We start from the raw sequence: 20,375 nt of genomic DNA, 5'->3' as shown, positions 1-20,375 counted from the left end.
AGAGAGGTGTCGTCGTGCGGGTGATCATCGCCGAGGATGATGCGCTGTTGCGGGAGGGGCTGGCGCTGCTGTTGAAATCCGCCGGGATCGAGGTGGTGGCGGCGGTCGACAATGCGGATGATCTGCTCGCCGTGGTGACGGCGGATCGGCCGGACGCGCTGGTGGTGGACGTGCGGATGCCGCCCACCTTCACCGATGACGGTTTGCGGGCGGCGGTGCGCGCCAGGCGGATTCACCCCGGACTGCCGGTGCTGGTGCTGTCGGCATGGGTCGAGGACAGCTATGCCGCCGAACTACTCGGGGACGGCGCGGGCGGGGTGGGGTATCTGCTCAAGGAACGCGTCGGGAAGGTGGATCGGTTCCTGGAGTCACTGCACCGGGTCGCGGCGGGCGGGACCGCCATGGATCCGGAGGTGATCTCGCAGCTGCTGGTGCGGCGCAAGGCCGATGATCCGCTGTCCGCGCTCACGCCCCGAGAACGGGAAGTGCTGGCGCTCATGGCAGAGGGCCTGGACAACGGCACCATCGCCGAACGGCTGACGGTGTCCGAAGGCGCTGTGCTGAAACACATTCGGAGTATCTTCGCCAAACTCGGCCTGTTCGCCGACGAGGTCGGGCACCGCCGGGTGCTGGCGGTGCTCGCCTATCTCAACGCCTGATCGGACGCATCAATCCCGCTGGCAGGTCACATCATTCGCGGGCAGCGTGCCGTCCAGGAAATACTTGTTCACCGCCGCGTACACGCAGTTGTTCGGATAGCGGCCGAAGATCCAGTGGATGGCGACATTGTCCAGCGTCACCATGCGCGAGGCCGTCATCGCCCGGTGCAGACCCTGGGCATTGCCGTAGCTGGTGCGGGTGTCACCGGTGGACTGCACGATCAGCGCGGGCACCGAATTGTCCACGGCCGTACGCTCTTCCAGCGGCGGAGCCCAGAACGCGCACGGGGTGATGTTGTTGGTGAACGCGCCGAACACCGGCTGGGTGGGGCGGGCCGCCTCGATATTGCGCCAGTACCACGCCGGATCGCGGGGCACCGCGGCATCACCGCACATGATGGCCATCTGCGCCGCGCCGTCCTCCGGATCGGCCTTCAGCATGTAGGCCAGGGATTTCAGAATGCCCGGGTCCGGATCGACCGGGAGACCGTCGGCCGCATCGGCGAACAGCCGGACCATATCGGAGACCGCGTCGTAGGCGCGCGGATCATCGAGGACGGTGAACAGCATCATCGGCAGCGCATGATCGTCCACATCGTATTCGCCCACCCGGATGGGCTTTTCGGCCGCGCGCCGAATCAGATTCTGAACGGTGGCGCGCACTTCTTCCCGGGTGCCGCCGAGCCGGTACGCGTTGTTCTTCGCGGCCGCGGAGTCGGCCCAGGCGTCCAGGGCCGCCTCATTCGGCACGCCCATATCCCGCACCATGTCCACCGCCCCGTAGCGGGCCGGATCGACCGCGCTGTCCAGCACGATGCGATCGCTGCGCTCGGGGAACATCTGGGTGTAGACCGCGCCCAGGTAGGTGCCGTAGGAGGTGCCGAAATAGCTGGTCTTCGGCTCCCCGAGCACCTGGCGGATGACATCCATATCGCGGGCGGTATTGCGAGTGGTGAAGTACCGCAGTCGTTCTCCGCCGGAGGTGGCGCAGCGAGCCGCGAGTTCAGCTTGGGAGGCAACCGATTCCGCGTAACCCGCGGCGTCGATTCCGGCCGATTGCAGGCCGAATCCGCGCGGCCAGCCGCAGTGCACCGCGGATGAACGGCCGATACCGCGCGGGTCCATGCCGATCAGGTCGTAGCGGGCGCGCACCTCGGGGGTCATCGCGGCGGCGATCTCCGGGGTGAAGTCCAGGCCCGCGCCACCCGGGCCGCCCGGATTGGAGAGCATGATGCCGCGCCGGTTCGCGGTATCGGTGGCGGCCATCCGCGATATCGCGACGGTGATCGTCTCGCCTTGCGGGGCAGCGTAATTCAGTGGAACGGTGATATCCGCGCACTGCGCACCCGCCTTGTCCAGGCTGGGCACATCGCACGATTTCCATTGCGGCCGTTGGTCATAGAACCCGTCGAGCGCGGGTTCGGCATCGGCGGGCGGGACGATGGGGGTGACGAGCAGTGCGCCGATCACCGCGGCGACGCCGGTCAGGACGCCCGCGCCGATGGTCAGGCGGCGTCTGGTGCGGCGGTTGCCGCGCGGGGCTGCAGCGCCGGAGACATCATGGGAATTCACCGCGTCGGGGGCATCGTGCGAGGACGCCGCCTGATCGCCGGGGCGGTCGCGCTTGGAGTGGCGCACAGTTATTCCTTCCAAACATGCTGAGATGACGGGTCGGGTTGCGGCTCAGTGCGATTCAGCTCGCGCAGAAGGCCGTGTCCACGACCTTGACGACCAGTTCGTCGGTCGCTTCGTCGGTGGGGAGCTGGTTGACCGTGACGGTGATCGCGGTGCCGTCGGCGAGCACGCCATTGCGGGTTTCGAAGCCGGGGATGCTGCCGCCGTGGCCCCAGATCTCCTTACCGCAGGTGTTGGCTTCGCGTATGAGGCCCAATCCGTATCCCGCGCCGGGCATCCGGTCGAAGGGCACGGTCTGCTTCATCTGCTCGAGCAGGGCGGTGGGAACCAGGTCCCCCTTCATCAGTGCGATGAAGAAGCGATTGAGTTCGGCTCCGGTGGAGACCATGGCTCCCGCGGTGCCACCCCAGGAGGGATTGAGGTCGGTGTAGTCCTGCTGCTTGCCGTCGATCACCTGGTATCCCCTGGGATGTGGTCCGCGGATGACGGTTTCGCCATCGGCCGGGAAGTAGGTGTCCTGCAATCCGAGTTTGCCGATGATGCGGGCGTCGATCTCGGCGGCGGCGGATCGGCCGGTGATCTTCTCGATGAGCATGCCGAGCAGCTGGTAGTTGGTGTTGGTGTAGACCGAGCGCGCGCCGGGCGCGTATTGCGGGGGCATCGTCATCGCGGTGCGGACCAGTTCGGCCGAATCATATTGCCGGTAGCGGGTTTCGGGCCGCAACACCTGCACCTGTGCGGGATTCGGGGGCTCCGTCGCCGCCGGGTTGGCGCTGGCGAGGTAGTCGGGCAGACCGCTGGTGTGCTGGAGCAGTTGCCGCACGCTGATCTTGTTGCCGTCATTGCCGCTGCCCTGCACCACGCCCGGCAGATAGCGCTCGATGGGCGCGTCCAGGTCGAGCTTGCCTTCGGCGACCAGTTGCAGCAACACCGTCGAGACGAATGTCTTGGTATTGCTGCCGATTCGGACCTGCGCGTTATCGGCGATGGGTGCGCCGGTGGTGATATCGCCGACGCCCGCGGTCAGGGTGCGCTGTCCGTCCGGTCCGGTGATGACCACCTGGACGCCCGGGATTCCGCCTTGCACGGCCGCGTTCATGGCGTCGGCGATGGCGCGATTCCGGTCGGGGCTGTTCGGTGCGGGCGTGGTGTGCCCGCTACCGCATCCGGCCGCGGTGAGTGCCGCGACCAGTCCGAGTCCGGCCAGCGCGGTACGGCCGCGATGCCGCGCGAGTGTCCTCATGAGAAGGCGTTCCTCCTGTTCGGGCCGGGTTGTCCGGCGGATTCCAGCCTAGGAAAACGGCTCTGACCTGCCCATCCGGTGAACACCCTGATCTGTGGTAGCGCTAGCGCTACCGGTGGTATGCAACTCGTTGCATAACGCGGCGAATACGCCTACTGTCCGAATTGCAGGGTTTCGCCCCGGCCTCGCATGGACGCGCGGATTATCGAACCGGGGCGAAGGCAAGGGAGAGGGAGCTGACCATGACGCAAGAACGCAAGCCGCTGGCGGGCCGGACCATGATCATGTCGGGCGGCAGCCGCGGCATCGGGCTGGAGATCGCCAAGCGGGCGGCGGCGGACGGCGCGAACATCACGCTGATCGCCAAGACCGATACCCCGCATCCGAAACTGCCCGGCACCATTCACACCGCGGCGGCCGAACTGGAGCAGGCGGGCGGCACCGTCCTCAAGTACGTCGGCGATGTCCGCGATGACGGCGCGGTGGCCGAGGCGGTACAGCAGACCGTGCAGCGTTTCGGCGGCATCGATCTGGTGGTGAACAACGCGTCGGCAATCGACCTGTCCCCCACCGAGATTCTCCCCATGAAGAAGTACGACCTGATGCAGGACATCAACTGCCGCGGCAGCTTCCTGCTCTCCAAAACCTGCATTCCGGCGCTGAAGGACTCCGCCCAGGCGGGCCGCAACCCGCACATCCTGACCCTGTCGCCGCCGCTGAACCTGGACCCGAAATGGGCCGGGGCCTCACTCGGCTACACCATCGCCAAATACGGAATGTCGCTGACCACACTGGGTTTGGCCGAAGAACTCCGCAAGTACGGCATCGGCGTCAACTCGCTGTGGCCCCGCACCACCATCGCCACGGCAGCGGTACGCAACCTGCTCGGCGGCGAGGAAATGGTGGCCACCTCCCGCACCCCCGACATCTACGCCGACGCCGCCTACCTGGTCCTGACCTCCCCCGCCAAGGACACCTCCGGCAACTTCTTCCTCGATGACGAAGTCCTTGCCGCCCACGGCATCACGGACCTCGACAAATACCGCGTCATCCCCGGCGACGGCCCCCTCACCACCGACCTGTTCCTCTGATTCGTTCCCGGCAACGGCGGGTCGCGTACGCGCGACCCGCCGTTCTCATGCCGCGGCGGCGATTCGGCGCAGCATGGAGCGGACGACGAGGCGATGGCCGCCACTGCCTATGACGAGGGCGCGGTAGAGGCGGCCGTGCAGGCCCGGGAAGACGGCGCGGGTTTCGGCGGTGAGGCGGGTTCGGGTGGGGGTTTCCTCGGTGAGGGTGAAGGTGAGGGCGTAGCGAGAGAAGGGGTGGTGGCCCACGGCGGCGAGCCGATTCGGCGGGTCGGCGGCGTCGAGGGTGAATCCGCGCGGGAGTGTGCTGAGATCATTCGGGTTCTCGCAGGTCGTGCGTAGTAGGGCGGACCATGTTCGGGCGCGGTCGGCGGGGACTATTGTGGAATGCTCATCGATATAGGGCAAACGCTCCATATAGAAGGACTGTACTAGTTCATGGCACCTCCCCGGAAGCACGACACCGATGTGATCCTCGACGCGGCACGCACCCTCGTGCTGCGCGATGGGCCGCGGGCGGCCAGCGTGGCCGCCATCGCGGAGGCCAGTGGCGCACCCGTCGGGACGCTGTACCACCGGTTCGGCAATCGCAATGGCGTGGTGATCGCGGCCTGGCTGCGCGCGCTGGAGCGTTTTCAGAGCGGGGTGGTGAACGCGGCTGTGGCGCAACCGGATCCGATCGAAGCCGCGGTGGCCATGACCACCGCGTCGCTGACGTTCGGACGGGAGTTGCCCGAGGACGCCAAACTGCTGCTGAATCTGCGGCTCCGCGATCTGCTCGACGGCACACCGGATACCGAATTCAACGAGCGACTGGCCGTGATGAACGAACCACTGTTCGCCGAATTCCATCGGATCGCGCGGGGCGTCTTCGGTTCCGACGGCGAACGCGAACTCGATGCGGTCCGCCGCGCGGTGGTGGACCTGCCCTACGGCGCGCTGCGGCGTTTCGCGCAGACGGCGTCGTTCCCGGACTGGCTGGACGACGACCTGACCGCCGCCACCCGCACGCTGCTGACCGCACAACGCTGATCCCGCCACAGCGATACGAACGAAGCGGCCGCACCCCTTTGAGGTGCGGCCGCTTCGATGTTCAGATCGAACTCACTTCGGGTCGATGCCGTAGAGGCGTTCCCAGTTCTCGCGGCTGGTGAGTTCGGGCATGGCGGCGCGCCACTGCTGCTGCAGGGACGGGAGCTCCTCGCGCAGCTGCTTGAGCACCTTGTACGCGCGGACCAGCAGACGACGCGCGGTTTCCTTGTCGCGGCGGCGAATTCGCACACCGGACTGGGAGGCGTCGGTGACCACCACGTGGTCGTAGAGGCCGATATGCCACCAGTGCGCGTCCTCGCGGGTGACGCCGACGACGCCCGGAATGGTGCGACCGGTCCACTGGGTGAAGGCGCGCTTGAACAGGATGAGCAGCGGGCGGCTGGGTTCACCGCCGGCGCGGCGCAGGTGCACGTGCGCGTTCACGACCGGTGCGGTCGCCGCCGGATGCTTGATGGTCTCCGGGTAGTCGGCGCGCGAGCCGCGAGCGGTGGCGAGGGCTTCGATTCCGCCGTCGCGCAACGCCTTCGGGCCGCGCAGGTAATCCTCGATACCGGACAGGGTGGTGTGCGCCAGACCGTACTGCATACCGACCAGGTATTCGCCGATCTCCCGGAAGAGCTGGCGGGTAATGGCTTTGGCGTCGAGATCGTGATGCAGCGAGGACACGATGAGCGAGTTGCGCGAGCTGAAGTAGCGCGCCCAGTCGTCGAAGTCCTTCCAGTAGAAGTCGGCGTGCCAGACGGCGGCGTTGGGCAGGGTGACGGTGACGAAACCGTTCTCCCGTGCGCGCAAACCGTATTCGACATCGTCCCACTGGAAGAAGATCGGCACCGGCAGCCCGATCTTCTTGACCACTTCGGCCGGGATGAGGCAGGTCCACCAGGCCTGGTAGCCCGCGTCCACGCGGCGTTCCTGGTTCTTCTTGAGCATGCTGGTGTTGCGCAGCGCCTTGGACACCTTCTGCCCGTGCCGCAGCGTGGCCAGATTCGTCTCCTCCGCACCGACATTGAGGTAGTCGGGGTTGTAGAGGAACAGCATCTGCGCGCCCACCAGGGTGGGTTCGGTGGTCATATTCGCGAAAGCGTTGAGCCGCAACACCGTTTCCGGCTCGCACAGGATGTCGTCGTCCATCAGGATGATGTCGGCGTGCTCGTTGGCGCCGGACACCTCGTAGAGGCCGCGCGTAAAGCCGCCCGCGCCACCGAGATTCGGCTGCCGGATGTAGCGCAGCTTGTCACCCAATTTGGGTGCCGTCTCGGTGTAGAGGGGTTGATCCTGCACCAGATCGCTGCCCTGATCGACCACGTACACCGCGTCGATGGCGTCGAGCACGGTGGCGTCCGAGGCGAGCGCGGCCACGGTGGCCGCGCAGTCCGGCGCGCGGTTGAACGTGCAGATGGCGATGGCCACCGGGCGCACGTGATCCGGTGCGGGCGCGGTCCATTCCAGATCGCTGACGGTGACCTCGCCGCCGATGGCGTCGATCTCCAGCCACAGCGCGCCGCCGTCGATGAACATGTCCAGGGCCGTGGTCAATACGACCCGCCCGGTCTCGCCGGTTTCGGCGGTCGCGACGACACGCCGATGCCCGGCGATATCGGAGGCGGCCAGTCGCACCTTGGTCTTACCGCCGACCTCGAGGGTCATGGCGACCTCGACGGCGGTGACGGTGGTCCAGCGCTGCCAGTAGCTGGCGGCGAAGCGCCCGAAGTAGGTGTTGGTGTGCGCCTTCGCGCCTTTGTCCAGTCGCAGGCTGAAGCGTTCGCGATGTGCCTTGCCGCCCTTGACGACCGCGTACAGCTCATCGCTGATCCGCGGCGCGGGACCGGTGAACAGTCCGCGCGCGAGCACCAGCCGCTCGGGAGCCGCGTGATCCGCACGTAGCGTCGCGGGGGCTCCGGCGGTCAACCGGTCATTGATTTCGGTCACGGCTTGGCCAGCCGACGCATCCATGAATTCCCTCGACATCCTTTGAAAACAACAGACACCGGCAACACTTGACGTGGACGCACACCCACTGTCACCGCTCGGCCCGGCGACAATATCAATCGTCGGGCATAGCGTCAGCGCGAACCCGCGTTAACGCGATTCTTCGCGCGCGCCGGTGAAGACGAATTTGTCATATGCCCAGTAGCGGAAGACAACCGCGACGATCTGGCCGATGAGTGTTCCGGAGATGTTGTCCGCCAAGGGACTGGACAGGTCGAGCACATACCGGGAGAAGCCGAGGCAGCTCAGTTGCAGTCCGATGGCGACCACATTGAACAGGGCGTAGAGGACGTATTCGCGCGTCTGGCTGCCGCCCTTCTTGTGCGCGAAGGTCCACCATTTGTTGCCGAAATAGGTGACCACGGTGGCGACACCGATGGCGATGATCTTGGCGAGCAACGGCTGATGGAACAGCGGGCCCTCGCCGCCCGCGAACACCAGCAGGTTGTAGGTGCCCGCGTCCACGGCGAAGCCGAGCAGGCCCACGACCAGGAACGCACCGCCCTGGCGTAGCGCCGAACGCACCTTGTCGACGAGGGTTTGCGGAACGCTCTCGGCGGACTCCGCGGGACTGACGCCGGGGGTCGCCGACTCACTGCTGGGCACTCGGCGACGGTACCGCAGCATTCTCGGGTACCCTCCCCGTGTTCGTATTCGCCTTCCGATCACATCGAGGATTGACCGGGTGGACCCCACCGAGCTCCGAATTGCCGCCGTGGTTCCGTGCCACAACGAAGAGGCCTCGGTCGCACAGGTCGTCACCGACCTCAAGGCCGCCGTGCCCGGAATCGTCGTATATGTCTACGACAACCGGAGTACCGACGCGACCGCAGAGCGGGCGCGCGAGGCCGGCGCGATCGTGCGTCACGAATATCGGAAGGGCAAGGGCAATGTGGTGCGCCGTGCCTTCGCCGATATCGAGGCCGATGTCTATTTGATGATCGACGGCGATGACACCTATGACGCGTCCGCCGCACCGCGCATGATCGAAGCGCTGCTATCCGGGCCGTACGACCATGTGCTGGGCGTGCGCCGCGAGATCGCCGGTGAATCCGCCTACCGCCCGGGCCATGAGACCGGTAACAAGGTCCTCAATGGCGTTGTGGCGCAGGTGTTCGGCGAGAATGTCGAGGACATGCTGAGCGGATACCGGGTGTTCTCCCGGCGATTCGTGAAGAGTTTCCCGGCGGTTTCGCGCGAATTCGAGATCGAGACCGAATTGACCGTGCATTCACTGCATCTGCGCGTCCCGCAGACCGCGGTGCCGGTCGGATTCAAGGATCGTCCCGAAGGCAGCGAATCCAAACTGCGCACCTACACCGACGGTTTCAAGATCCTGCGGCTGATCGTCGGCCTGGCCCGGCATGAGCGCCCGGTCGCGTTCTACGGCCTGTTCGGCACGCTGGCCTGGTTGATCTCGATCATTCTGATCACCCCGATAGTGATCCAGTTCTACGAGATCCACGAGGTGCCGCGGTTCCCGACGCTGTTCCTGGGCTTCACGCTGCTGCTGCTCGGCAGTCTGGCCTGGACCGCGGGCCTGGTGCTGGACGGTATCCGCCGGTCCCGGCACGAGGCCGCCCGCCTGATGTACCTGCGCTATTCCGCCGTCGGAGCCGATGAACCCGCCGATGAACGCTCGGGCGGTACCCGGCGATGACCCCGCCTGCCACACCCACGAATGGCCGTACAGCACAATCGGACATCGTGGTAACCGAGGCAAGCGACAGCACGGCCGCGAACGCGACGGCATCCCCGGACGGGGCGGTGCGGACCGTCATCACCGCACCCGCGACGACCGCGCCGGAACCGGTGGAACCGGAATCGAGCGGGCTCGCGGGCGCGATCGCCGGAATCGAAAGGCGTTTCGGCGCGGCCGCTTTGGCGTTCCTGCTGATCGCCGGGGTGTTCGGCGCGGTGTGGTCGGTGCTGACGCCGCCGTTCTGGGGACATGACGAGATCACCCAGTTCGGGCGCGCCTATCAGGTGGCGCACGGCGGGTTCCTGCCGGAGAAGATCAAGGACGATCGCGGTCCGGCCTGGGGCGGTCAGGTTCCGGTCACCATCGACGCGCTGCAGAGCTACGCGTTCGACGACTATCAGAACAACAATGACGAGCCGGAGCCGAAGGTCGCCGATCCGGACGCCTACGACCGGCTGGGTTCGGCCGCGGTATCCAAGCACACCACGCAGGTGTGGTTCACCAATACCGCCGCCTACTCGCCGATTCCGTATCTGCCCGCCGCGGCGGGCATTCGGATCGCCGAGGTGCTGGATCTCGATGTCGGCGGAACCATTCTCGCGCCGCGCTGGGCCGGACTGCTCGCCTATCTGGCGATCGTCGGGTTCGCGCTGCGCACACTGCGCGGGCATCGCATCCAATGGCTGGCACTGACGGTCGCGGTGCTGCCGATCGCACTGTTCCAGGCCGGGACCGTCACCGCGGACACCGTCACCAACGCGCTCGCGCTGCTGGTGTCGGCGCTGGTGGTGAAGGGCCTGTTCCTGGGTGAGCGGCTGTCCCGCCCGGAAACCGTTGCGGCGCTTGCCGCCACGATTCTGCTGCCGGTGTGCAAGCCGACCTACGTGCTGCTGGCCATGCTCATCGTGGTGATCCCGGCGCGCAATCTCGGCTTCGGCGGTACCGAGCGCATCGCGGTGTGGCAGCGTCTGCTGCCGTGGGCGGCCGCCGCCATCGGCGGTATCAGTTTCGCGCTGTGGATGAAGATCGCCGCGCCGACCGGTGACGGCATGAGCCTGATGCGGCCGCAGAAGCAGTGGGGCACAGTGCGTCCCGGCGATCAGCTGCATAACGTCCTGACCGATCCGGGCCATTTCATCCGGGTGTTCGGCGACAGCATCGCGCGCCGCGATCAGCGCTGGTTCATGCAGTTCTTCGGTGAATTGGGCTTCGCCTACGTCGATGTTCCGGCATTGACCGTCTGCGCGAGCCTGGTCGCCTTCGCCGTGAGCGTCGGCATCGCCGACCGCCTCACCGGCGACCGCCTGCGCACCTGGGTGGTCCTGCTGACCATGGCGGCAAGCGTCGCGATGATCTACGTAACCCTCTACATGTCCTTCACGCCGGTCGACTATTTCATCATCGACGGCGTCCAGGGCCGCTACTTCGTCCCCCTGGCCCTGCTCACCCTCGCGGTGTTGCTGCGCTGGATGCCGTTGCGCCTCACCGGTTCCGATAACCGCACCCCCAGCCGGGGTCCGGCGATCACGGTGATAATCGCGACCGTCATTTCGCTGACGGCCGCGGCGGTTACCTATTCCACGGTCGTCTGGGGCTAGAGGACTTTTTCCCCGGCGGCCGCGTAGGCGTTCTCGGTGGCGGTTTTCTGTGGCCGCCACCAGTTCTCGTTGTCGCGGTACCACCGCACGGTGTCGGCCAGTCCGGTGCGGAAGTCCGAATATCGGGGTTTCCAGCCGAGTTCGGTGCGCAGCAGGGTGGAATCGATGGCGTAGCGCAGATCGTGGCCGGGGCGATCGGTGACGTGATCGAAGTCGTCCGGAGCGCGGCCGAAGGTCTCCAGAATGAGCTGTACGACGGATTTGTTGTCGCGTTCGCCGTCCGCGCCGATGAGGTAGGTCTGCCCGATTCGGCCGTGCTCCAGAATTTCCCAGACGGCACTGTTGTGGTCGTCGACGTGAATCCAGTCGCGCACTTGATGTCCGGCGCCGTAGAGCCGCGGCCGCACCCCGTCGATGAGATTGGTGATCTGCCGCGGAATGAATTTCTCCACATGCTGGTACGGGCCATAGTTGTTGCTGCAGTTGGAAAGTGTGGCCCGCACCCCGAAGGACCGCACCCAGGCGCGCACCAGCATATCGCTCGACGCCTTGCTGGCGGAGTACGGACTGGACGGGTTGTAGGGCGTGGCCTCGGTGAACGCCGCCGGATCGTCGAGCTCGAGATCGCCGTAGACCTCATCGGTGGAGATGTGGTGATACCGCACCTGATGCTTGCGCACGGCCTGCAGCAGCGAATAGGTGCCGACGATATTGGTTTGCACGAACGGCCAGGGATCGGCGAGCGAATTGTCATTGTGTGATTCGGCGGCGAAATGCACCACCGCGTCCACTCCGCCGACCAGACGGTCGACCAGCGCCGCGTCGGCGATGTCGCCGTGCACGAACTCGATGCGATCGGCGATCGAGGCCAGCGAAGCCCGATTCCCGGCATAGGTGAGTTTGTCCAGGACGGTCACCTGGACATCGGGACGGGTGGTCACGGTCTGATGAACGAAGTTCGCGCCGATGAAGCCGGCGCCTCCGGTTACGAGCAATCGCACATCGAAAACCCTACGTCGCCTTCGGAGTCCGGCGGCGTGCGGTCTCCATGTTGCGGTTCCTACACCGTTCCACCGTTTCCCGGGAGCGGAATCGGACACAAGAAGGAAACAAGTTGACCACCGAATACTCGTACTTTCATACGGAAAGTCATGAATTCGTGGAATACCCGAGACTTTCGGGTCAGGATCATTCCGGTTTTACGGGAAAACACTGTGACCTTCGCCACAAAGAGACCGCATAGTAACGAACCGGCCGACAGGAAGCGCCCCCGAAAACCATACGTACGCAGCACATTTCCGGAAGCTGACGAACCGCGTGACTGGCGAGGTGAACGTAATTTGAACAAACGGTCACGGCCGGTTCACCGCTCGTTAGCTGTCCTGGATTTCGATTCTCCTGTCCCCCCGAGCTCTTCCCCGATGAGGTTCTGAAAAAAATGCTGATGAGGAAATTCGCCGCCACGTCGGCGCTGCTGATCGCCGCTATGGGCATCACCGCCGGCACCGTGAACGCGGCGCCCGCGACCGATGAGGCCGCTGCGATCAACTACACCGCGACCACCACCGACACCAACACGGTCATCCGGACCGATGCCGGCTCCATGGTCGTCGAGGACGGCGTCTTCAAGATCAAGGCCGCCAACGGCGCCACCATCGCGGGCACCGAGCTCAACTTCCGGGTGGACGACTTCGTGTTCCCGATCGCGGCCAACATCTCGGACCACACCGCGACCCTGACCCCCGAGTTCGTCGCGGACAAGGCCGTTTACAAGCCTGTCGCACTGCCTTACGAGAACCAGGCTCCCTGGAAGAACGACTACGACCGTGAGCAGGCCGCCTGGAACCGCCTGAAGGACACCATCTCCATGGGCGCCACCATCGGCACCCTGGTCGGTGGCATCGGCGGCGCGGCCATCGGCTGTGTCATCGGTGGCGCGGTTTCCGCGACCCTGACCGGCGCCCTGACCGCCATGTTCGGCGCGCTGCCGGCCGGCATCGTCGGCTGCATCGCCGGTATGGCCGCCATCGGCTTCCTGGGCACCCTCGCGGGCCAGCTGTTCGTGACCGCCCCGGTCGCCATCCTGGCCGCGGTGCAGTACTTCACCACCATCAACGCCGCCCCGGTGGCTCCCGCGAAGTAATTCGCAAGCAGTACAACGAAATCCCCCGCCCGGACCACCCGGGTGGGGGATTTCGTCGTATCAGGCCGTCCGGGCGATCTGCGCGGATTCGATTCGGGCGCGGACGAATTGGGCCACGTGCGCGAGCGCGGCCCGGCTCTCGGGCATATTCGGGAAGATGGCCATGAACGCGTGCACCTGGCCCCGCCAGATCTCCAGGGTGGCCGGTACGCCCGCCTGGGCGAGCCGCTGCGCCATGATCTCGCTGTCCCGGCGCAGCACCTCGTCCTCGGCGACGATGAGCAGTGCGGGCGGCATTCCGGCGAGCGGGTTGTTGACCGGTGAGAGTTGCGGATCCAGGCGGCCGTTCACCTCCGCGCCGAGCTTCACCACGGTTTCCAAGGCGGACAGCGGGATCAGCGAATCGCGGTGGTAGTTGGGGTGCGCGCGCTTCTCGGTGCAGTCCAGATCCAGTGCGGGACACAGGCCGACGAGTCCGGCGGGCACCGGAAGTCCGGCATCGCGGGCGCGCAGTGCGGTCGCGAAGGTCATATAACCGCCCGCGGAGTCACCGGCGAACACGATGCGCGATGCGGGCACGCCGTGGCTGAGCAGCCACTGGTACGCGGTGAGGCAGTCGGTGACCGAACCGGCGATATCGGTCCGGGGCAGTTGCCGGTATTCGACGCTGACCACGGGCATTCCGGTACGCCGGGCGATCGCGGCGACCACGGGCCGGTGCGTATCGAGTCCGCAGAGGAAGAAGCCGCCGCCGTGCATGTACATCACGACGCCGTCGCTCATGGCGCTGCGCGCTCCGGCGGGCCGCACGATCTCCATGCGGAAGCCGTTGAGCCGCACCTCTTCCCGTTCCACCCCGCGCGGTGCGGGCCGCAGCCTGGCGAGACTGTTGATGACGCCGCTGACGATCGGCATGGCGCCTTCGGTCAGGGTCATGAGTTCCCCGGCGGGCCGGATGGTCGCGCGGCTGACGGCCTCCAGGGTGCGTGCGTAGACGCTGACGGTATCGGGATTGACGACCGGGGCCTCGGCGTGGTCGTCGCGGGTCTTCGCCATTGCGCACCTACCTCATTGTTGGCGCGCCGAGCCGTTCGTCCGGAGAACCGAAGCGGGCTCGGGTTACCGGCGCGGGAGAGTCGGCGCTGACATCTCACATAGCGTCGTTTCAGAACACCATGGGAACGTGACCTACGCAACAGATATCGCCGGAATGGTATGGCCGCAAACGACCGTGACGGTTTCGCGGCGCAGTCGGAACCTCCCCGCTCTCGCTCGCAACGGAACTGGCAGACTCTCGTGACATGCGTGGAATCATCCTGGCGGGCGGCACCGGGTCGCGTTTGCACCCGATTACGCGCGGGGTGAGCAAACAACTTGTCCCCGTGTACGACAAACCGATGGTGTACTACCCGCTGTCCACCCTCATGCTGGCGGGCATCCGGGACATCCTGGTCATCACCACCCCCGAGGACGCGGACGCGTTCACCCGGCTGCTCGGCGACGGCAGCCAGTTCGGACTGAATCTGAGCTACGTCGTGCAGCCCGAACCCGACGGGCTGGCGCGCGCCTTCGTGCTCGGCGCGGAACACATCGGGAACGAGACCGCCGCACTCGTGCTGGGCGACAACATCTTCCACGGTCCGGGCCTGGGCCAGAGCCTGGGCGGGTACGCGCACGTGGACGGCGGCGCGGTGTTCGCGTACCGGGTCTCCAATCCGACCGCGTACGGCGTGGTCGAATTCGCCGACGGTAAGGCCATTTCCATCGAGGAGAAGCCCAAGACGCCGCGCTCGAACTACGCGATCCCGGGGCTGTACTTCTACGACAACGACGTGCTGGCCATCGCGCGCGAGCTGAAGCCGTCCGATCGCGGCGAATACGAGATCACCGATATCAATCGGGCCTACCTCGAACAGGGCCGATTGAATGTGGAAGTGCTGCGCCGCGGCACCGCGTGGCTGGACACCGGCACCTTCGATTCGCTGCTGGATGCCGCCAACTACGTCCGTACCATCGAGGAGCGCCAGGGCCTGAAGATCGGGGTACCCGAGGAAGTGGCCTGGCGCATGGGTTTCATCGACGACGAGCAATTGGACGCGGCCGCCCGGCCGCTGGTGCGCTCCGGTTACGGGGCCTACCTGCTGCGCCTGCTGGAACAGGGACGAGTGGAATGAGCATGCGAATTCGCGAACTGGCGGTGCCCGGCGCGTGGGAGTTCACCCCCGCCCTGCACGGCGACCAGCGCGGAGTCTTCGCCGAGACCTTCAAATCCTCGGAGTTCGAGAAGATCGTGGGGCGGAAATTCGAACTGCTCCAGGTCAATACCTCCACCTCGGCGGCGGGGGTGCTGCGCGGTATCCACTACACCGAGGATCCGCCGGGCCAGGCCAAATACGTGACGTGCGTGCGCGGCGCGTTCCTGGACGTGGTGGTGGATCTGCGGCCCGGGTCGCCGACCTTCGGGCGGTGGGACAGTGTCGTCATCGACGATGTGGAGCGTAAATCGGTATTCCTGGCCGAGGGGCTGGGTCACGCGCTGCTGTCGCTGGAGGACGATTCCACCGTCATCTACCTCTGCTCGCTGGAGTACGCGCCCGAATTCGACCGGGATCTGGACGCTTTCGATCCGGACCTGGGCATCGAATGGCCGGAGCTGGATCGCTACGGGAACCCGCTGAGCTTCACCCGCTCCCCCAAGGACGCCGCGGCTCCGCGCCTGGCGGATCTGAAACTGCCGCACTGAGAACGACTTCCGAATACACCACTGGGGCGCACCGTGTACTACGGTGCGCCCCAGGTCTTTCGGTATGGCCGTCGCCCGTGTGAGCGGCGGGCGTCGGCCCGGTGTCTCAGCCGACCAGTGCGACCTCCGGCTCCTGCTCGACGGCCTTACGCGCCTTGCGCTTGGGCAGATAGACGGTGAGGGCGACCAGCGCGCCGACAATGGCGACACCGGCGGCGAATTCCAGTCCGGGGCGGTAGTTGTCGAGCACCGCGGCGGGGCTGGTGTCGGTGTGCGATCCGGAGGAGATGATCGCGGTGGTCACCGCGAGCACAATGGCCGCGCCGACCTGCATGGCGGTCTGCAGAACGCCTGCCGCCAGGCCCTGTTCATCATCATCGATGCCACTGGTGGCCTGGATGTTGATGGCGGGGAAGCCGACCCAGCCGATACCGACCAGCAGCACCGCGGGCAGCAGCACCGTCAGGTAGGCGGGAGCGGTGTCGATGCGCAGGTACATCAGGTAGCCGATGGCCATGATGGTCATGGTGACCGCGATGATCGGCCCGGTGCCGAAGCGATCGACCAGCTTGTCCGAGACGAACGCCGAGGCGACCACCAGCAGGCCGACGGGCAGCAGTGCCAGCGAGAGCTTGAGCGGCGACCAGCCGAGGGTGTCCTGCAGGTACAGCGTGGTGATGAACTGCCAGCTGAAGAAGGAGCCGGCGACCGCGATGATGGCCAGGCTGGCCCGCCACAGCGTGGGCTTCTTCAGGATGCCGAGGCGAACGAGCGGGTAGCGCACCCGCTTCTCCACCGCGACGAATCCGGCGAACAGTGCGGCGACCGCGATGAACGAGATGATGGTGCGCGCCGAGGCCCAGCCGGCTTCGGGAGCCGAGACCACGGTGTAGACCAGCAGCAGCATGCCCGCGGTGGACAGCAGCGCGCCGAGCAGATCGTGACCGCCCTCTTCGGCGGGCCCGTCCTTGGGCACCAGGTAGAAGGCCGCGATCAGGGCCGCGATGGCGACCGGGAAGGGCAGCAGGAAGGTCCAGCGCCAGCCGAGGCCGGTCATGAGTCCGCCGAACAGCAGGCCCATGGAGTAGCCGCCCGCACCGAACACGGTGTAGATGGACAGCGCCTTGTTGCGGGCCGGGCCCTCGGCGAAATTGGTGGTGATGATGGACAGTCCGGTCGGCGCGGTGAACGCGGCGGCCAGGCCCTTGATGAAGCGGGTCAGGATCAGCAGCGGACCGGAGCTCACCAGAGCGCCCGCGAGAGAGGCGATGGCGAATACGGCCAGGGCGATCAGGAAGACCTTGCGCCGGCCGAGCAGGTCGGCGGTGCGGCCGCCGAGCAGCAGCAGGCCGCCGTAGCCGAGGACATATCCGGAGACCAGCCACTGCAGGGTGGAGGTCTGCAGGTCGAGTTCGGTGCCGATGGACGGGAGGGCGACGCCGATCATCGACACGTCCAGGCCGTCGAGGAACAGCACGATGCACAGGGTGATGAGCATGCCCCAGAGCCGGAGCGTCCACTGCGTGGAGTCTGCCGCGGTGCTCACTGCGGGGCGTAGGTCTGTGGAAGTCACGAGAGAGGACAGTACATGCACACGCATATGTTGTCCAAACATTTAATGCGGTTGCATGAGTTGCACTCTCGCACTAAGATGGCGGCCATGCCGAAGCCGACAACGACTGTCGAACAGGTCGTTCCTGATGCTCTAGTAGCTCAGTGGCGCGATCTTCTCGCCCGGCACGCGACGACCTCCTGCGCCCTCGAGAAGGAACTGCAGGGCCGCCACCACCTCGGGCTCAGCGAATTCGAAACCCTCGACCGGCTCATGGACGCCGGGGTAGAGAGCTACAAGATGGCCGATCTGGCCCACGACATCCATCTGAGTCAGAGCGCGCTCTCACGCGCGGTGGCGCGGCTGGAACGCGACGGACTGGTCAGCCGCACCCTGTGCGCGGAGGATCGGCGAGCAATCTTCGTGTGCCTCACCGATAAAGGCCGCGAACTGCACAGCGAAGCCGCGCCCACGCACCGCGAGGTGCTGGAGCAGTCGCTCAGCGAATAGATTTCGCGCGAAAAATACTGCGGCGCGGCGGTTTTCACCACCGCGCCGAGCGATGAGCCGCGTTCAGACCGTGGCGCGAATGGTCTCGATCAGCGGGAGCGCGTCCACCGCGATAGTGGCCGCCGCCGCGAACGCCTCGCGATACCGCTCCACATCGGGTTCCTTGTCCAGGTAGGACGCACCCGTCAGCGATTCCACGTAGACCACCGGCGGTTCGGTCTGTTCGGTTGCGGTGGAAGGGAATTCGAGCAGTACGAAGCGCCCGGCATCCATACCGTGGTGGTAGCCGCAGTCGGCGGGCAGCAGCCGCAGCCGCACATTCGACAGCTCACCCAGTTTGCGCAGCTTGTCCAGCTGGCCGATGGTGACCTCGTCACCGCCGATGCGATGCCACAGCACCGCCTCGGAGATGATCACGTCCAGATGCACCGGCGATTCGGCGCGGGTGAGCAGCGACTGCCGGGCGGTGCGCACCCGCACGCGCCGGTCCATCTGCTCGGCGGAGATGCCCGGATTGGCACCGGCCAGCACCGCGCGCATATACGCCTCGGTCTGCAAAAGCCCCGGTACCAGCTCGTTTTCGTAGGTGGTGAGCCGCGCCGCCGCCTCTTCGAGCCCGATGTAGACCTCGTACCCCTCGTCGATCACATCGCCGAACTCGGTCCACCAGCCGCGCGCCTTGGTTTCCCGGGCCAGGGCGGTGAGCGGTTCGATGGCGTCCTCGGGCGCGCCGTAGATGCGGCACATGGCCTCGACATCGAGGCTGCGCAGTGAGGTCTGCCCCGTTTCTATGCGCCAGATCTTGGCTTCGGACCATTCCAGCCGCTGCGCTGCCACCCGGGTCGTCATCCGGGCGCGATTGCGCAGGTCGCGCAGGTGACGGCCGAGTTGCCGCCGCGGCATGGTGGATCCGGTGATGCCCTGCGGTAGTGCCATCCCTCCCCCTTACGAGTCTTGCGCTCGCATTGTTGCACAATTACTTGCGCGACGACCGTCTCCCGAAGCGCCAGAACTGCACGGCGCGAACATCTTCCGACAATTGATTGACCGGTTCTGCCACGTCGGAAAGGGCTTGGAACAGGTCATCGCCCATCTCGGCGATGTGCTCCACCCGGCTTGCCAGCCGTGAGGCGTTGAGTACGAATTCCAGCAGCAAGCGCACCACCGCGGCGATGGTCAGGCCCAGTGGAATCGCGAAGACCACCGCGAAGACGATGCCCAGCCAGGCCGAAACCCGCCACAGCCCAATGGTTCCCACGATCGGGATGGCGAAAGCGGCTGCCAAGCCCAGGATGTAGGCCAGCGGCAGCAGGGTGCGGGTGGCGGCGCGATGGAATTGCACGTCCAGCAGCGCGCGGATGGCCTCGAGACTCCAGGACCCGAAAGCGCTTGGGCTGGCGAAGGGTTCGACGGGCTCCTCGTCGACCACGGCCTCCTGTTCCAGCCGCCGGTTCATGCGCCGGGCCGCGGAGTCCTTGAAAGCGGCCCACCGCCCGATCTCGAACTCCTCGACCTCGAGTTCATCGAGTTCGGGTGTCTTGCCGTTCGATTGGTCGGACATGCCGTCGATCTCCTCTCCCGCAGACCTTTTCGACCATGCGAAGTCTCATCGCTATCCCCCTTCTGGGACAGATCGAAACAGTGTGTTCTAGAACACTCCGAGGTTGGATGTTGCATTCCTGGGTAGCGCGAGCGATAGACCTCCTGACGGCGTCTTCGCAGGCAGTGGGCTCCTCCCCCGGACCTGTCACAGATGTGCCAGCGACTTAGTCGCGCCACGAACAAGGACGAGCCGTCTCTTTTGGAGGGAAAAACCATATCGGCGCAAAACAACGTTGTAACGCAACGAACGGCTCGTTCCGATACCCCGCACAGAGCAGGACATAGATCTACCGGGGAATGGAGAAACCAGTGCGAACGACGTTTTCGTCTTCCGTCATGGCGGCAGCACTGGCCGCCTCTGCGCAGGAGTACACCGAGCGTGGATGGACGGTCGCCGAAACGGCCAATGGCATCAGCCTGGTCACCGATGAGAACCTGTCGGGCATCGAGGTAACGGGTGAGACCGCCGCCTTCGTCCGCCGGTACTTGCGGGCCAACGATCTGACCGGGCCGGTCATCGAGATCCCGGGCGCCGAGCGCCGCGAGATCCACCTGGTCACGGGGCTGCGCAAGGCCGCCATGGCCATCGAGGCGCTGCGTGCCGCGGGCGCCATCGTGCACACCGACGGCGCGGGCATCCCGCTGCCGCCGACCCAGCTGTTCGACGGTTCGGCCTGCTGGGGTGTGGCACCGCACGAGGCCCGCTGGGTCCCGCCGGTGGTCGCCATCTCGGCGGCGGTGCGCGCCGCCGCCAAAGGCGGAGTCAAGCCGCAGAGCACCCGCATCGCTTCCTGAGGGGAATGACGCAGCATCACATGTGAATAGGCACCACCGCAGGTAGCGAATAGCTATAACAGC

20 protein-coding genes are annotated in these 20,375 nt (G+C 66.0%); 10 read left to right on the top strand and 10 right to left on the bottom strand.

Translation table 11 applies throughout. The annotated features are described in order from the left end of the window. The first annotated feature begins 14 nt into the window (after positions 1 to 14). Entirely contained in the window at positions 15 to 659 is a 645-nt protein-coding gene (locus ACFC0O_RS25390) for a response regulator (RefSeq protein WP_375961904.1), read from the top strand. A gap of 9 nt (positions 660 to 668) precedes the next feature. On the opposite strand, the gene ACFC0O_RS25385 is transcribed toward ACFC0O_RS25390, so the two are convergent. Beyond that, a complete protein-coding gene (locus ACFC0O_RS25385; RefSeq protein ID WP_375961901.1) occupies positions 669 to 2,297 on the bottom strand; it encodes an alpha/beta fold hydrolase in 1,629 nt (542 codons plus the stop codon). Positions 2,298 to 2,352: 55 nt separating this feature from the next. Beyond that, a complete protein-coding gene (locus tag ACFC0O_RS25380) occupies positions 2,353 to 3,537 on the bottom strand; it encodes a serine hydrolase domain-containing protein (RefSeq protein ID WP_375961899.1) in 1,185 nt (394 codons plus the stop codon). A gap of 242 nt (positions 3,538 to 3,779) precedes the next feature. On the opposite strand from ACFC0O_RS25380, the gene ACFC0O_RS25375 reads away from it, so the two are divergent. Further along, on the top strand, positions 3,780 to 4,628 hold the full coding sequence (locus ACFC0O_RS25375) for an NAD(P)-dependent oxidoreductase (RefSeq protein ID WP_364637198.1): 849 nt from the start codon (positions 3,780 to 3,782) through the stop codon (positions 4,626 to 4,628). Between the two features lie 45 nt (positions 4,629 to 4,673). Here the strand turns inward: ACFC0O_RS25375 and ACFC0O_RS25370 are convergent, their stop codons facing one another. Further along, positions 4,674 to 5,042, bottom strand: a complete 369-nt coding sequence (locus ACFC0O_RS25370) for a hypothetical protein (protein WP_375961895.1) — start codon at positions 5,040 to 5,042, stop codon at positions 4,674 to 4,676. A 21-nt stretch (positions 5,043 to 5,063) separates the two neighbouring features. Here ACFC0O_RS25370 and ACFC0O_RS25365 point away from each other — a divergent pair, with 21 nt between their 5' ends. Beyond that, positions 5,064 to 5,657 carry a TetR/AcrR family transcriptional regulator gene (locus ACFC0O_RS25365; RefSeq protein WP_375961893.1) on the top strand — a complete coding sequence of 198 codons (594 nt, stop codon included), beginning with the start codon at positions 5,064 to 5,066 and terminating at the stop codon, positions 5,655 to 5,657. Between the two features lie 72 nt (positions 5,658 to 5,729). Here ACFC0O_RS25365 and ACFC0O_RS25360 read toward each other — a convergent pair whose 3' ends face one another. Together ACFC0O_RS25360 and ACFC0O_RS25355 are read right to left on the bottom strand one after the other, a co-directional pair. Next, positions 5,730 to 7,631 (bottom strand): glycosyltransferase, encoded by a 1,902-nt coding sequence (locus tag ACFC0O_RS25360; protein ID WP_375961890.1) that lies wholly within the window; start codon positions 7,629 to 7,631, stop codon positions 5,730 to 5,732. Positions 7,632 to 7,757: 126 nt separating this feature from the next. Then, complete coding sequence (locus tag ACFC0O_RS25355) at positions 7,758 to 8,273, bottom strand: GtrA family protein (protein ID WP_364637190.1); 516 nt, start codon at positions 8,271 to 8,273, stop codon at positions 7,758 to 7,760. Positions 8,274 to 8,352: 79 nt separating this feature from the next. On the opposite strand from ACFC0O_RS25355, the gene ACFC0O_RS25350 reads away from it, so the two are divergent. Together ACFC0O_RS25350 and ACFC0O_RS25345 are read left to right on the top strand one after the other, a co-directional pair. Next, a complete protein-coding gene (locus ACFC0O_RS25350) occupies positions 8,353 to 9,327 on the top strand; it encodes a glycosyltransferase (RefSeq protein ID WP_364637188.1) in 975 nt (324 codons plus the stop codon). Between the two features lie 47 nt (positions 9,328 to 9,374). Further along, positions 9,375 to 10,967, top strand: coding sequence for a DUF2142 domain-containing protein (locus ACFC0O_RS25345; RefSeq protein ID WP_375961887.1), 1,593 nt, complete (start codon positions 9,375 to 9,377; stop codon positions 10,965 to 10,967). On the opposite strand, the gene rfbB is transcribed toward ACFC0O_RS25345, so the two are convergent. After that, entirely contained in the window at positions 10,964 to 11,968 is a 1,005-nt protein-coding gene (rfbB, locus tag ACFC0O_RS25340) for a dTDP-glucose 4,6-dehydratase (protein ID WP_375961884.1), read from the bottom strand. The two genes, ACFC0O_RS25345 and rfbB, sit on opposite strands and share 4 nt — an antisense overlap. Positions 11,969 to 12,405: 437 nt before the next feature. On the opposite strand from rfbB, the gene ACFC0O_RS25335 reads away from it, so the two are divergent. Beyond that, positions 12,406 to 13,110, top strand: a complete 705-nt coding sequence (locus ACFC0O_RS25335) for a hypothetical protein (protein WP_375961882.1) — start codon at positions 12,406 to 12,408, stop codon at positions 13,108 to 13,110. Between the two features lie 60 nt (positions 13,111 to 13,170). Here the strand turns inward: ACFC0O_RS25335 and ACFC0O_RS25330 are convergent, their stop codons facing one another. After that, positions 13,171 to 14,166: an alpha/beta hydrolase gene (locus tag ACFC0O_RS25330; protein ID WP_375961879.1), complete on the bottom strand. Its 996-nt coding sequence runs from the start codon at positions 14,164 to 14,166 to the stop codon at positions 13,171 to 13,173. Between the two features lie 245 nt (positions 14,167 to 14,411). Between ACFC0O_RS25330 and rfbA the strand changes: the two genes are divergently transcribed. Then, positions 14,412 to 15,284, top strand: a complete 873-nt coding sequence (gene rfbA, locus ACFC0O_RS25325) for a glucose-1-phosphate thymidylyltransferase RfbA (RefSeq protein WP_364637176.1) — start codon at positions 14,412 to 14,414, stop codon at positions 15,282 to 15,284. A gap of 2 nt (positions 15,285 to 15,286) precedes the next feature. Then, positions 15,287 to 15,853, top strand: coding sequence for a dTDP-4-dehydrorhamnose 3,5-epimerase family protein (locus tag ACFC0O_RS25320; protein ID WP_375963812.1), 567 nt, complete (start codon positions 15,287 to 15,289; stop codon positions 15,851 to 15,853). A gap of 106 nt (positions 15,854 to 15,959) precedes the next feature. Here the strand turns inward: ACFC0O_RS25320 and ACFC0O_RS25315 are convergent, their stop codons facing one another. Then, positions 15,960 to 17,426, bottom strand: a complete 1,467-nt coding sequence (locus ACFC0O_RS25315; protein WP_375961876.1) for an MFS transporter — start codon at positions 17,424 to 17,426, stop codon at positions 15,960 to 15,962. 87 nt (positions 17,427 to 17,513) lie between these two features. Between ACFC0O_RS25315 and ACFC0O_RS25310 the strand changes: the two genes are divergently transcribed. After that, positions 17,514 to 17,915 (top strand): MarR family transcriptional regulator, encoded by a 402-nt coding sequence (locus ACFC0O_RS25310; protein ID WP_375961874.1) that lies wholly within the window; start codon positions 17,514 to 17,516, stop codon positions 17,913 to 17,915. Between the two features lie 63 nt (positions 17,916 to 17,978). Here the strand turns inward: ACFC0O_RS25310 and ACFC0O_RS25305 are convergent, their stop codons facing one another. Both ACFC0O_RS25305 and ACFC0O_RS25300 read right to left on the bottom strand, forming a co-directional pair. Continuing rightward, a complete protein-coding gene (locus tag ACFC0O_RS25305; RefSeq protein WP_375961872.1) occupies positions 17,979 to 18,851 on the bottom strand; it encodes a helix-turn-helix domain-containing protein in 873 nt (290 codons plus the stop codon). 40 nt (positions 18,852 to 18,891) lie between these two features. Next, positions 18,892 to 19,476, bottom strand: coding sequence for a DUF4282 domain-containing protein (locus ACFC0O_RS25300; protein WP_375961870.1), 585 nt, complete (start codon positions 19,474 to 19,476; stop codon positions 18,892 to 18,894). A gap of 338 nt (positions 19,477 to 19,814) precedes the next feature. Here ACFC0O_RS25300 and ACFC0O_RS25295 point away from each other — a divergent pair, with 338 nt between their 5' ends. Beyond that, positions 19,815 to 20,312, top strand: coding sequence for a hypothetical protein (locus ACFC0O_RS25295; protein WP_364637166.1), 498 nt, complete (start codon positions 19,815 to 19,817; stop codon positions 20,310 to 20,312). Positions 20,313 to 20,375: the final 63 nt, after the last annotated feature.

The sequence above is a fragment of the Nocardia sp. NPDC056100 genome (assembly GCF_042266325.1).
Taxonomy (GTDB): Bacteria; Actinomycetota; Actinomycetes; order Mycobacteriales; family Mycobacteriaceae; genus Nocardia.
This window is presented reverse-complemented; position numbering and strand designations above follow the sequence as displayed.